This window comes from Jeotgalibaca sp. A122 (assembly GCF_052266715.1).
Lineage (GTDB): Bacteria > Bacillota > Bacilli > Lactobacillales > Aerococcaceae > Jeotgalibaca.
In genome coordinates this window covers 153,274-166,614 of sequence record NZ_JBQPRB010000001.1, presented here as the reverse complement: position 1 = coordinate 166,614, position 13,341 = coordinate 153,274, and the positions used below count along the sequence as shown (strand labels likewise).

General features: G+C 42.9%; 9 protein-coding genes and 1 other annotated feature. Of the genes, 8 read left to right on the top strand and 1 reads right to left on the bottom strand.

Annotated features, from left to right (window positions below):
- Position 1: 1 nt before the first annotated feature.
- Positions 2-832: a DUF2877 domain-containing protein gene (locus ACTU7M_RS00840; RefSeq protein WP_443472473.1), complete on the top strand. Its 831-nt coding sequence runs from the start codon at positions 2-4 to the stop codon at positions 830-832.
- The gene (gene arcC / locus ACTU7M_RS00835) at positions 832-1,773 is read left to right on the top strand and encodes a carbamate kinase (protein ID WP_443472472.1); all 942 of its coding nucleotides are present in this window, start codon (positions 832-834) and stop codon (positions 1,771-1,773) included. The genes ACTU7M_RS00840 and arcC overlap by 1 nt, the downstream gene beginning before the upstream one ends.
- A gap of 89 nt (positions 1,774-1,862) precedes the next feature.
- On the opposite strand, the gene ACTU7M_RS00830 is transcribed toward arcC, so the two are convergent.
- Positions 1,863-3,140 carry an O-acetylhomoserine aminocarboxypropyltransferase/cysteine synthase family protein gene (locus ACTU7M_RS00830; RefSeq protein ID WP_443472471.1) on the bottom strand — a complete coding sequence of 426 codons (1,278 nt, stop codon included), beginning with the start codon at positions 3,138-3,140 and terminating at the stop codon, positions 1,863-1,865.
- Positions 3,141-3,214: 74 nt separating this feature from the next.
- Positions 3,215-3,444 (bottom strand) — a binding site (T-box leader).
- Positions 3,445-3,729: 285 nt separating this feature from the next.
- Between ACTU7M_RS00830 and ACTU7M_RS00825 the strand changes: the two genes are divergently transcribed.
- The 6 genes from ACTU7M_RS00825 (at position 3,730) to ACTU7M_RS00800 (ending at position 13,234) form a co-directional block, all read left to right on the top strand.
- Positions 3,730-5,490 carry a glycoside hydrolase family 3 protein gene (locus ACTU7M_RS00825; protein WP_443472470.1) on the top strand — a complete coding sequence of 587 codons (1,761 nt, stop codon included), beginning with the start codon at positions 3,730-3,732 and terminating at the stop codon, positions 5,488-5,490.
- A 301-nt stretch (positions 5,491-5,791) separates the two neighbouring features.
- A complete protein-coding gene (locus ACTU7M_RS00820) occupies positions 5,792-8,752 on the top strand; it encodes a sugar-binding domain-containing protein (protein WP_443472469.1) in 2,961 nt (986 codons plus the stop codon).
- Positions 8,753-8,940: 188 nt separating this feature from the next.
- A complete protein-coding gene (locus ACTU7M_RS00815) occupies positions 8,941-10,380 on the top strand; it encodes an MFS transporter (RefSeq protein ID WP_443472468.1) in 1,440 nt (479 codons plus the stop codon).
- A 16-nt stretch (positions 10,381-10,396) separates the two neighbouring features.
- Positions 10,397-11,266, top strand: coding sequence for an AraC family transcriptional regulator (locus ACTU7M_RS00810; RefSeq protein WP_443472467.1), 870 nt, complete (start codon positions 10,397-10,399; stop codon positions 11,264-11,266).
- A gap of 310 nt (positions 11,267-11,576) precedes the next feature.
- Positions 11,577-12,071 (top strand): Lrp/AsnC family transcriptional regulator, encoded by a 495-nt coding sequence (locus ACTU7M_RS00805; protein ID WP_443472466.1) that lies wholly within the window; start codon positions 11,577-11,579, stop codon positions 12,069-12,071.
- Complete coding sequence (locus ACTU7M_RS00800) at positions 12,068-13,234, top strand: aminotransferase class I/II-fold pyridoxal phosphate-dependent enzyme (RefSeq protein ID WP_443472465.1); 1,167 nt, start codon at positions 12,068-12,070, stop codon at positions 13,232-13,234. The genes ACTU7M_RS00805 and ACTU7M_RS00800 overlap by 4 nt, the downstream gene beginning before the upstream one ends.
- The last annotated feature ends 107 nt before the right edge of the window (positions 13,235-13,341 follow it).

Here is a 13,341-nt window from a genome sequence, read left to right as displayed (position 1 = left end):
TATGGAACCGAAGAACAAACATGGGATAAAAAGTAACTTTTTATCCCATGTTCTTTCGGATAGTGCGATTGGAACCGTTCATTCCATCTTCAAAAACAGTTTCAATCTCATATTTCAGGGACAGTTGGTTCATGTCGGAAAGGAACGGGAAGGCATCTCGGCTTTCGGCCTGGTGCTTCCGGATACGAAGGTAGATGCTTTGATAGCGGTCCTGGAAGTCGGGAATAGGGTGATTTGGCGGGATGAGGTTTTTTCTTTTTATACCCGTCAAGAGGTTATTCAAATCGATACGAAGTTGTTCATCGCGTTTGATTGTCGTATCCCTTCGCTTGGATCCATACCAGATCAGGTGGTAGACAGATTCAAAAAGTTGCCGATTATAGAAAAAACGGATTTTTTCACAAGTGAATGCAATCGGGTATTGATAGATATGTTCATTGATTCCAGTTTGGCTGATTCAAATTTCCAGGAAGTTTTCATCCAACATTTCCTTGGTCGGGGTCAAGGACTGACGCCGAGCGGGGATGATATGTTGATGGGTATTCTGATTGGCGAAAAAGCTGTAGGGGGCCATGATATCTGGATTTCAGCTCTGGAGGAACGATTGACAGGCAACAATACGACTGCGGTCAGTCATGCCTACTATGATGCTTTGATTAAGGGTTATACGAGTTCGCATTTTGTTGACCTGCTTCAGGCAATTAAACGCGGAGAGTGGGAAAAATGGGACACCTTGATTGAGAAAATTTCTAAATATGGCCATACATCAGGTTGGGACACGCTGTTCGGGCTGTCCCTACACCTAGCAAATCTAAAAGGAGTTAAAATTTAATGACAAAGAAAATCGTTGTCGCTTTAGGTGGAAATGCCATTTTAACGGACGTTCCAACGGCAGAAGCGCAAAAAGAAGCTGTACGTAAAACAGCGGAATATTTAGTAAGTTTTGTAAAAGACGGACACCAATTGATTATCACGCATGGTAATGGACCACAAGTGGGAAACCTGTTACTGCAACATGTAGCAGCTGATTCAGAAAAAAATCCGGCATTTGAAATGGATTCATTGGTTGCGATGACACAAGGAAGCATCGGCTACTGGTTGCAAAATGCCATGCGTGAAGCGATGATCGCACACGGTGTCGAGAAACAAGTCGTTTCCTTGGTGACGCAAGTTCAAGTAGACGAAAACGATCCAGCATTCAAGAATCCTACAAAACCAATCGGTCCTTTCTTGAGCGAAGAAGACGCAAAAGAAGAAATGGAAAAAGGGAACGGAACATTTATCGAAGATGCGGGCCGTGGCTGGAGAAAAGTTGTTCCTTCACCACAACCACAAAGTATTGTGGAATATCCGGTCGTTGAATCATTGATTAATAATGATGTCGTGACAATTTCTGCTGGTGGTGGCGGTATCCCAGTCATTGCCTCAGAAGAAGGTTACAAAGGTATTGAAGCTGTTATCGATAAAGACTTTGCGGCTGCCAAGCTGGCTGAGTTGGTGGATGCGGATTATTTAATCATCTTGACAGGTGTTAACAATGTCTTCGTAAACTGGGGTAAACCAGATCAAACAAAACTGGAAGATGTCACTGTTGACCAATTGAAAGCCTATATTGCTGAAGAACAGTTTGCACCAGGCAGCATGTTGCCGAAAGTTGAAGCCGCGATTCAATTCGTGGAAAAAGCTGCAAACGGAAAAGCCATCATCACTTCTTTGGAAAATGCGAACAAGCTTTTCTCCGGAACTGGTGAAGTAACGACAGTAATCAAATAAAAAAAGCCCTCTGGGGCTTTTTTTATTTGGAGAAGAGGAAGGAGGCGGACATAACTTTCGAACGCACACATAATTATGTCCGCTCGCGTTTAAATAGCGGCAAAAGCTTGCTCCAAGTCATGGATAATATCGGCGCTATTTTCAATCCCGATTGACAAACGGATTTGATCGGGTGTCACTCCGGCTGCCAGTAATTGTTCTTCTGACAATTGAGCATGGGTTGTGCTGGCCGGATGGATCACCAATGACTTGGCATCGCCGACGTTTGCCAATAGGGAGAATAGTTTCAGGTTATCAATGAAAACTGTTCCCGCTTCGCGGCCACCTTTAATACCAAATGTGAAAATAGAGCCAACGCCTTTAGGGAAATATTTATCCGCTAATGGTTTATAAGGGCTGTCATCCAATTCGGGATAATTGATCCAGGCTACTTTTGGATGGTTCTTCAAAAACGCAATGACTTTGCGCGTATTTTCCACGTGACGTTCCATCCGTAAAGAGAGGGTCTCGATTCCTTGTAATAATAGGAAGGAATTAAATGGACTGATGGCTGCACCCGTATCACGTAAAACTTGGGCACGGATTTTGGTTGTAAAGGCGCCGGGTCCTAAGTCGCCGAACACTAATCCGTTATAGGTATGATCGGGCTCTGTAAATCCAGGGTAACGGTTGCTTGCTTGATAATCAAATTTTCCAGATTCGACGATTACGCCACCCATGGATGTTCCATGTCCGCCCAAAAATTTAGTAGCGGAGTGGACAACCACGTCAGCACCATGTTCGATGGGACGGAAAAGGTAAGGGGAAGCAAAGGTATTGTCGACAATCACGATAATGCCATGTCGGTGGGCAATTTCAGCGACTGCCTCGAAGTCAATGATGTTTATGCCCGGGTTCCCCACTGATTCGATAAAGATGGCCTTGGTTTTGTCGGTGATGGCTGCCTCGAAGCTCTCAGGATTGTCCGGATCAACGAAGGTCGTATGGATGCCGATTTTTTTCAAAGTATTGCTGAAAAGGGTGTGTGTTCCACCATATAGCGTGTTGGCCGCCACGATTTCGTCGCCGCTGTTTGCAACGTTCAAAATAGCGTAGGTGATAGCTGCTTGGCCGGATGAAACGGTAAGACCGGCTGTACCACCCTCAAGAGCAGCAACGCGGGCATCCACCACGCCGGTCGTCGGGTTCGTCAAACGTGTGTAGATGTTTCCGGCATCGGCTAATGCAAAACGATTTGCTGCATGCTCGGCGTTATCGAAAACATAAGCCGTTGTTTGGTAAATGGGAACGGCACGAGATCCTGTTGGGTCTACGTGATGGCCTTCGTGGATTTGCAGGGTTTCAAATTGATAGTTATGTTCAGTCATTTGAGTCGCTCCTTTGTTTTTGGATGAAATCGAGGCATAAAAAAAGCCCTCGGCCCCGCATATCAGATTTGATATGCAGGGACGAAGGTTTTTCGTGTTACCACCCTGGTTCATATGAATCTCACGATTCATATCTTAAAAAGTACGGACATACTCCTGTTGGATATCGGTGACAAACCGGGAACCATTATTCGTGATTCCTGCTCCAAGACCATCTTCGCTTTTTCCCTCTATGCTTCTTCACACCAACCGAAGCTCTCTTTTGATAGATATCCAAAGTTACTCTTCTCTTCAACGCTTTTATTATAATTTAATTAAATATAACACCGAATTTTAATGTTGTCAACGAAGTTATTTTCGTAAATTATAACAATGTTGCAGAGTCAGTTTTGCCAACTTATTTGGGGAGCATAACATTTAGCTTGTGAATTTTGGTAAACGTTTAAATAGCCGTGGTTATAAATTGTACTAAACTTGCGATTTTGACCTAAAAGTGCAAAAGGAAAGGTTATTGACCAAAATGGCTTTGACTTTAAAGGGTTTTCCGTTACAATTTATTTATAACCAATCGAAGGGAGCACTAAATATAATGAGAGTAGACTTAACAGCAAAACCTTATAACTTGGCTGCTGAAGACATCAAATGGGTAGAGCAGACAATTGCTGGTATGACAGATGAAGAAAAAATTGGTCAATTATTCATCAACATGGGAGCTGAGCGTACTGAAGAGTACTTGACAGGCGTCCTAAATAATTACCATATCGGAGGTGTTCGTTACAACCCAGGTAAAGCTGAGGAAGTATACGAGCAAAACAAGATTCTTCAAGAGAACAGTAAAATCCCTATGCTGATTGCTGCTAACACAGAATCAGGCGGTAACGGTGCATGTACAGACGGAACTTACGTTGGTCATGAAATCAAAATCGCTGCTACAAACGACAAGAAATATGCTTACGAACTAGGCCGTATTTCAGGTGTTGAAGCTGCTGCTATCGGATGTAACTGGAGTTTCGCTCCAATCGTTGACTTGTTACGTAACTGGCGTAACCCAATCATCTCCACTCGTACTTGGAGTGCTGATGTAGACCAAACAATCGAATTGTCTTTGGAATACATGCGTGGAATCCAAGAAAGTGGTATTGCACCAGCTGCAAAACACTTCCCTGGAGATGGAATCGACGAGCGTGACCAACATTTATCTGCTGCTCCTAACCACTACAGTGTAGAAGAATGGGACGAATCATTTGGCCGTGTTTACGGTTCATTGTTTGAAGCAGGTTTGCCATCAATCATGGCTGGACACATTGCTTTACCTTCATATGTACGTAAATTCAAACCAGATGCAACACTTCAAGAAGCTAACATGCCTGCTACATTAAGCAAAGAAATCCTAACAGATTTGTTGCGCGAGCAAATGGGCTTCAACGGCGTTGTTGTTACAGATGCTAGCCACATGGTTGCATTGACATCTGTTATGAAACGTAAAGATATGCTTCCACAAGCTATCGCTGCTGGTTCTGACTTGTTCTTGTTCTTCAATGATCCAGACGAAGATTTCCAATGGATGCTAGAAGGATACAAAAATGGCGTAATCACAGAAGATCGTTTGACAGAAGCTTTGACACGTATCTTGGGTATGAAAGCTATGCTTGGCTTGCACAAAAAAGCTAAAACAGAAATTCTTCCTTCTAAAGAAGAAGCTATGGCTAAAATCGGCTTGCCAGAAAACGTTAAAATTTCTGAAGAAGTTGCTGACAAAGCAATCACTTTGGTTAAAAACAACGAAGACATCTTCCCACTTTCAGTTGAGAAACAAAAACGTGTGCTATTGGTAGACGTTGCTGGAACTAAAGGTGGATTCGGAGCGATGATCGGTAACAACGAAAAACCATCTGCTAAGATGAAAGAAGTTCTTGAAGCAGAAGGATTCGAAGTTACAATTTGGGAATCTGCAGAAGAGCGTATCAATAGAATGCCAGCAGAAGAGCGTCAAGCAGCATTGCGTAACGTATATGCTCAAAAACGTCCAATCGCTGAATTGACTGATAACTATGACTTGATCATTAACTTGGCAGTTGTTAACCCTAACACTGACCAACGTATCCAATGGCCAGCTTCAAAAGGAACTCCGGACATTCCGTTCTACGTTCACGAAGTACCAACAATCTTCGTTTCCTTACAAGCACCATTCCACTTGGCAGATGTGCCTCAAGTACAAACTTACATCAACGCTTACGACAGTAAAGAATTTACTTTGAAAGCATTGGTTGACAAATTCTTGGGCCGTTCAGAATTTACAGGCGTATCTCCAGTAGATGCATTCTGTGGATTTGAAGATACTAAATTCTAAGATAATCTAACTTTCCAACACGGAGTCCTTGTGACTCCGTGTTTTTTTATGTGCTCACTCGCATGTCACGAGTGAGCTTTTATTGTTGAAATAGCTCACTCGGAACGAAAAAACGATCTGAGTGAGCTATTTTTCTAGAAAAATAGTCGCCTCATTATTGCTGTGCATGATGATTGTGGTGTTTAAAAAGCCATTTGAGCAAAGAATTCCAAGAGGATGGGTGATTTGAGCTATGGGAACGTTTTCTAAAGTTGGTAAAATTAACACAAGAAATTCGAAATAGAAAACGGAGGCGGCCATTGTGTCACTGACATACAACTTAAATATGGATTGGAAATTTATCAAAGCAGATGTTCCTGAGGCTAAAGCAGTCTCGTTTGACGACAGCAGTTGGAGCAACGTGAGTTTGCCTCACACGTATAACGATGTCGATACGTTTGACAACTTTATGGAAGGCGGCCATAACGGTGAACGCAGTATGTTCACTGGGAAAACGTGGTACCGCAAGTTTTTCAAGCTCGCTGAAAATCAGAAAGACAAGAAAATATACATTGAATTCGAGGGCGTGCGACAAGCCGCTGAAGTCTATATCAATGGTACAAAATTAGCCGGTAAAAACGAGAGTGGCTTCATCGCTTTTGGCTATGATTTAACCGATTATGTTCACTTCGGAAACGAAGAGAATATTCTGGCAGTCATGGTGGACAACTCTTTTCCCTATTATGCGGAAGGAACCGACGCTATCTTAAGTTGGCATGATTCGCATTGGCACCCGACACATGGCGGTATATACCGTAACGTTAAATTGCATGTAAAAAATAAACTCCACACGACTTTGCCGCTTTATAGCTATTTGGCAACACAGGGAGTCTATGTTTATAACGAAAACATTGAAGAATCAACTGCTGACATCGTTGTGGAAGCAGAAGTCGCGAATGACTTCGACCAGGCTAAAACCACAGAAATCGTTGTAACTGTAAAAGACCAGTCAGACAACGTTGTCCTGACCTTTGCTGAGGTGGCATCGTTCGAAGCCGGCACAAAACAAGTGGTTAAGCTTTCGGGCAATCTACAAAACGCTAAACGTTGGTCGCCTGACTATCCATATTTGTATGAAGTAGAAGTGGCGGTAAAACACCAAGGTGAAATTGTGGATACCCAAACAGTGGAACATGGTATTCGCACCTATGAATTCACAGCCAATCAGGGCTTCTTCATGAACGGTCGTCCCATGAAATTAACCGGTTGGGGACAACGCCCAACGAATGAGTGGGCAGGAGTAGGGGCAGCGTTTCCGGACTGGATGCATACCCATATTCATGAATTGATGAAAGAAGCCGGTGGAAACTTTATCCGTTGGGGACATTCCGCGGGAGCGCCCGCTGACATCCGTGCTTCCGATCGACTGGGTTTAATTGCGGTTCAACCGGGCGTCGATGGTGAGGGAAGTACTATCGGTGGCGTTTATAGCGAAGAATCCTATCAAATCCGAATCAAGGCATTCCGTGACCTGATTATTTATTTCCGGAACAGTCCTTCAATTTTCGTATGGGAAGCAGGCAACCAGAGTGTGCCCGAAAATGAAGCCATTGCTTTTCAAGAACTGCATCGGCAGTGGGATCCGCATGGGAAACGCCCGTTAGCCTACCGTCGAATGGGAGCGGAAACCGCCCCGTACGCCGATCTTTCGATCGGGACGGAAGGTAGCTGGGAAATGCGTAGTAAAGGATTCGCAATTATCGAAGGCGAGTATAACCGTGAAGAAGGCGCAAGGCGTGTGTGGGATCGTTACACCGAAGGATATGAGGATTACCATACCACACCGGGTTCAGCTTATGACCTGACGTCTGAGGACTTGGCAAAAAACCAGGCAAAACATTATAAAAAAATCAGCAATCCTGCCCATTGTGGCGGTGCAAACTGGATTTTTTCTGACTCAACCAGTCATGGTCGGGTGTATTCAGAAGTATCCCGCGTCAGTGGTCAAGTTGACGGGGTAATGTTACCGAAAGAGTCTTATTATGCTACACGTGCTATTTTCCGCCAGGATCCACAGCTCCATATCATCGGTCACTGGAATTATCCCCAAGGAACAGTGAAAGATGTGTATGTCATGGCGAACTGTGAGTCAGTGGAACTGTATATCAATGACAAATTGGTTGGTGAAGGCGAGCGTAGTGACAGTTATTTGTTTATTTTCAAAAAAATAAACTTTGTAGAAGGAATGATAAGGGCAGTGGGTTACGACGCAGACGGTCAGGTCGTTATTTCGCAGAAAAAAGAAACAACGGGCGAAGCCCATCATCTGGTATTGACGCCTATGCATGGTGAAGAAGGGTTGAAAGCGGATGGGGCTGATTACCTCCATATTGATGTGGAAGCGGTCGATATAAAAGGCAGACGCGTGCCGACGTTTGAAGGGAAAGTGGTGTTTACATTGGATGGCCCGGCGATATGGCGGGGTGGCTACAATAGTGGTAGCGAGGGAACCATCAACAAACACGAACTGTATCTGGAAGCGGGAATTAACCGTGTGGCTATTCGATCGACTTTGGAAGCAGGCGACATTCGCTTGTTTGTGAAGTCGGCAGAGATTGGTAGAGCAGAAATAACTGTCACAAGTAAAACAGTATCGATTGAAAATGGATTAAGTCAGGACTTCTCGGTTAAAGAGCAGGTTCCATTGGGTGAATACCCCGGATTGGGCGAAGGTCCGGTTTCGGATCAAGATTTAGTGGCAATGGAAGATGAGAGTGCGTTTTATTTCACTGATTTCTCTTACTCGGGTATCCACGAAGTCGGCCCTACAACGCGTAATTTGATTAATGGGGATTTGGCTTTTGCTGATGAAGAGGCGGAATTTCGTTTCTTGCCCGAATTTTTGATTGAAGGTGAGGCGTTGTGTCTGCCGAATGCTGACCGTAATTACAAGGCACTCGATTTAATTCATGTAACGATTAATAAAGATGCGGATGTGTTTGTGGCGCATGATATTAATCTGGAAAAACCAGAATGGTTGCTGGAGGAATTCGAGCCAACGAATCATAAAATGATTATCAACAATTGGGGGCATGCTCTCTATAAAAAAACGGTTAAAGCGGGGACGACATTGACCCTGGGTGGGAATCTGGATGAAGCAAGTACCGAAACCGGCAACATGTATCTCGTTTTTGCGACAGAAGTGGATGCTGACCAGGACGACGATGGTTCGTTCTGGGAACGTAAAAACATTGATTGGTCACAGCCGTTTGTGCTCGGATAAAAAAGAAGCAGTGACTGGGTTTCGGCCCAGTCAACTCCTTCAATTTAACAAAGCCATTTGAGTCAATTTTATCCATCGAATAGCCAGATGAGCTATTCAATGAGAGATATGAAAACGGTTAAAATTAAGCCAAGTTAAAAAATGGTAACGGTTTATTGAAAAGCCGTAAACAGAAAAGGAGAATGATTATGGCATCATATGAAGGTACAGATGTTGCAGTTGCGGAAAAACGCCCGTTTGGGAAAAGAGATGTAGTGGGTTACTTTTTCGGGGATTTAGGTTGTAACTTTAGTTTTGACTTAGTCACTATGTACATGTTTCTTTATTTCACCCAACACGTTGGTATTCGTCTAGAGCACTATTCACTTATTATTCTGATTTCGAAAATATTGGATGGGATTAATGATCCGATTATCGGGGCGATTATTGACCGAGCCAAACCAAAAGAAACAGGTCTCTTCCCTGGCAAATTCAAGCCCTGGATTTTACGTTTTACACCATTCTTGGCATTCGTTGCCGGGGTTATGTTCTTTGATACAGCAGGCATGAGTTATACTGCCAAGATTCTTTTCTGTGGTGGGGGTTACATTCTTTGGGACTTGTTCTACTCTTTTGTAAACGTTCCCTATGGTTCCTTGAGCTCTGTTATGACTACCAAACAATCCGAACGGACCACATTATCCACGGCGCGTAGTATTGGTGGATTCGTTCCGAATATCGTTTATGGAATTTTTATTCCACAATTGATTTACCGTTCAAAAACAGTTGATGGGGTAGCACAAAGTATTTTCCAAGGGGAATACCTATTCCCAATCGCTATGATTACTGGCGTATTTGCGCTGATTTCCATCTTCATTATGTTGTATAATGTAGAGGAACGTGTGCAACAGAAAGAAAAAACTGCAGAACAAATTGAAAATTATAGTTTCTTCCAAACTTTAAAAGAGACATTGAAAAATCGCGCGATGCTTGGTCTAGTTTTGACAGCGCTTGCTCAAATCATTTTCGTTAATGGCTCATCCCAATTGACAAGCTTGACTTACCAATTGTACTTTGGTGATGGTAGTCTGAACTCGTTAAGTATTTTTGCAACAATGGTTCCGATGGTTATCGGTGCTACTGTGGGGAGTAAGTTAGTTCGACGCTTTGGGACACGCGAAATCAGTAGTTATCCCTTGGTTATTGCAATGGCAGCATTTGTATTCTTGCGCTTTGCACCGATATCAAATCCATATGTATGGTGGGGCGTATTGATGTTCGGTAATATCTTTGCCTTTGGTCTATCCATCTACACTTGGGCTATGGTATCAGACGTTATTGACTACCAAGAATATCAAACGGGTGAAAGAAATGAAGCAACCGTTTATTCCATCTTTTCCATGATCAGAAAAATCGGTCAAGGCGTTGGTCAAGCCTTGGTTCCGCTAATTATCGCTTTTGCAATTCCTGGTATCGACTTGAGTGATGCGGGTACTTGGACAGCGGAGCGCGTTGTTGAAATTAAAAACCTATCTGTTACAATGCCTTTGGTAGGAATGGTATTAATCTTGTTGGCTATGCATTTTGTATACCCATTAAGTAAGAAGAAAATTGAAGAAGTTCAAGTAGCGTTAGGCAGAACAGAATAAAAGGAGCTAGACTGGCATGACCACTCGTCCAAATGAATATGATATTTTCGGGATTACCCATCAAACGGGGTTGACTGGAAAGGTTGTTTTCCACACCCACATACAATACGAAATCTTCGTTCTGCATAGTGGTAATGTTAAGTATTTCCTGGGAAACCGCATTGCTGAATTGGAACCAGGTGACATTATTGTAATGGACGGGACGGTCATGCACAGGCCTTTTATCGAAGGTGATGCGCGTGCTTATGATCGCAGCATTGTTCAGTTTTCAAAACACTGGCTTTTACCCGCTTTGAAGGCAATGAAACTGGAGAAGTTACTGCTTCCATTTGAAGAGGAACATTTCCAGGTGATTCGGACCGAGAGTAATGAGGTATTGGCTGATATCATGGGACACATCAAAAGTATCGCGGTCCTTTTCCAAAGTGCTAAAGAGACTTATGCAGAGGAAAGAATGATGCTTCACGTGATGCAATTGCTATTGACTTTGTCACAGTTGAAAACAAAAGAAGCCATCTCATTCAGTGATGAGGTGGATGAGCGGTATGAATATGTCCAACAGACAATCCGTTTTGTGGAAAACCATTACCAAGAGAAGCTGACTTTGGCTGATGTTGCCGACGAGCTTAACATGAGTAAGTCCTACTTGGTGCATCTGTTCAAAAATCTGACGGGCAGTACTATTATGGAATACATCATGAACTACCGTTTGAAGCAAGCCATGCATCAACTCCAGCTTTTTCCCGAGTTGACTAATCAGGAAGTGGGTTCCCGCTGCGGCTTTGAAAATGCCTCTCACTTTAGTCGTTTTTTCAAACAGACAACAGGCGTGACACCGCGCGATTTCAGAAAACTAAATACAATGAAGACTTCAGAACAGGACTAATTCTTGTTCTGATTTTTTTATTTCGCGGATATGGTGGTGCTCGGAAGAAGATAGTGCTATATTGCCGACTTTTTTCAAAACTCGGAAGAAGAAATATATTTGGCGATTATAGTGCCGAGTTCTAAAAAAAGTCGGCACTATATCAAAAATAAAGTCGTTTTAATGCCGAGTTTTGTTATATAACAGAATAGGATGTGTCATTTCTGTTTTAAGACAAATTTTATTGCGCTGTCCATTGCTTATGAGGTCGCGCGGTGCTAAAATTAAGACAATTTTTCAATTCTATCCAAAGGGGAAAGGGATTATAAAAATGACAAGAGATATCAGAGAAAAAATTCTAAAAATGATTGAAAAAAATAGTCGTTTGACAAACGTTGATATTGCTGTGATGCTGGATTTGGATCCAACTGAAGTAGCGACAACGTTAAAAGAAATGGAAGAAGAGAAAGTAATTTGCGGGTACCATACTTTAGTGAATTGGGATAAAGCGGGCGATGATGAAGTTTCAGCTGTGATAGAACTGAAAGTGAATCCGCAACGCGGAGCAGGTTTTGATAAAATTGCGGAACGCGTGTATCAGTATCCGGAAGTGGATGCGGTTTACTTGATGTCAGGTGCGTATGATTTACTAGTAGAAATGCGTAAAGCGCCAATGAAGGAAATCGCTGGATTTGTCGCTAATCGTCTTTCTACGATTGATGAAGTCCAATCGACTGCAACACACTTTATTTTAAAACGTTATAAAGATCACGGGACGTTATTTGTTTCGGAAGATCGTGATAAACGGATGGTGGTTTCCCCATGAGAAACCCCTTGAACAAAAAAGTACAGGACATCAAACCTTCGGGTATCCGCCGTTTTTTTGAAATAGCTAATGAAATCCCAGGGGTAATTTCTTTGGGGGTTGGGGAGCCGGACTTTGACACGCCATGGTTAGTGCGTGAAGAAGGGATGTATACGTTGCAAAAAGGCTTTACCTTTTATACGGCAAATGCCGGTTTGATGGAATTACGTGAAGAAATCAGTAATTATCTATACCGTAAATATGATTTATCCTATGGTGCTAAAGATGAAATATTGGTGACAGTAGGGGGTAGTGAGGCCATTGACCTAGCTTTGCGGGCGATGTTGGATCCGGGAGACGAAGTTATTGTTCCAGAACCAAGTTATGTTTCCTATGTCCCTTGTGTGGCTTTGGCGGATGGTGTTCCGGTGACGATTGATTTACAGGAAGCGAATCAGTTCCGTTTGACGCCAGAGGAATTGGAGGCGGCGATTACGCCGAAAACAAAGGTCGTTATTTTGTCTTATCCCAATAATCCGACAGGCGCCATCATGGAAAAGGCAGACTTGGAAGCAATCGCGAAAGTTATCATTGAGCATGATTTATTTGTCATTAGTGATGAAATCTATAGTGAATTGTCTTATCAAGAAGAACACGTCAGTATTGCATCCTTACCAGGCATGCGCGAACGCACAATTGTAATTAATGGTTTTTCCAAGGCTTTTGCAATGACAGGGTGGCGGCTTGGGTATGCAGCCGGTCCCAAAGTGATTTTACAGGAAATGACTAAAATCCATCAATTCGCGATTATGGCTGCGCCGACTTCCAGTCAATATGCTGGTATTGTGGCTTTGCGTGATTGTGAACGTGAAGTGGGAGAAATGCGCGAAAGTTACAATCAACGCCGCCGTTACTTGATGAATGCGTTGAAGGAACTGGATTTACCTTGCTTTGAGCCATACGGTGCCTTTTATATTTTCCCGAATATTTCTGAATTTGGGATGACTTCGGAAGAATTTGCGACACAACTGGTTCTGGAAGAAAAAGTTGCGGTTGTACCTGGTAGCGCGTTTGGTGCTCCCGGTGAAGGTTTCATCCGTATTTCTTATGCTTATTCGATTGAAGAATTGCGAGAAGCTTTTTTACGACTAGGGAAATTTATTGAAAGACTCCGTAATAAATAAAAAAAAGAGAATGTGATGAGAAAAGACTTATAAATCATCACATTCTCTTTTTTTTTTTTCTTAATAGGGACTAGAATAGATAAGAGTGTAAACTATGACTTTGGGAA

What these genes read in the sequence shown, in the direction of transcription:
- ACTU7M_RS00825 (WP_443472470.1), top strand. Translation starts at nt 3,730, where the DNA reads ATGAGAGTAGACTTAACAGCAAAACCTTATAACTTGGCTGCTGAAGAC.
- ACTU7M_RS00830 (WP_443472471.1), bottom strand. Translation starts at nt 3,140, where the DNA reads ATGACTGAACATAACTATCAATTTGAAACCCTGCAAATCCACGAAGGC.
- arcC (WP_443472472.1), top strand. Translation starts at nt 832, where the DNA reads ATGACAAAGAAAATCGTTGTCGCTTTAGGTGGAAATGCCATTTTAACG.
- ACTU7M_RS00800 (WP_443472465.1), top strand. Translation starts at nt 12,068, where the DNA reads ATGAGAAACCCCTTGAACAAAAAAGTACAGGACATCAAACCTTCGGGT.
- ACTU7M_RS00805 (WP_443472466.1), top strand. Translation starts at nt 11,577, where the DNA reads ATGACAAGAGATATCAGAGAAAAAATTCTAAAAATGATTGAAAAAAAT.
- ACTU7M_RS00815 (WP_443472468.1), top strand. Translation starts at nt 8,941, where the DNA reads ATGGCATCATATGAAGGTACAGATGTTGCAGTTGCGGAAAAACGCCCG.
- ACTU7M_RS00810 (WP_443472467.1), top strand. Translation starts at nt 10,397, where the DNA reads ATGACCACTCGTCCAAATGAATATGATATTTTCGGGATTACCCATCAA.
- ACTU7M_RS00840 (WP_443472473.1), top strand. Translation starts at nt 2, where the DNA reads ATGGAACCGAAGAACAAACATGGGATAAAAAGTAACTTTTTATCCCAT.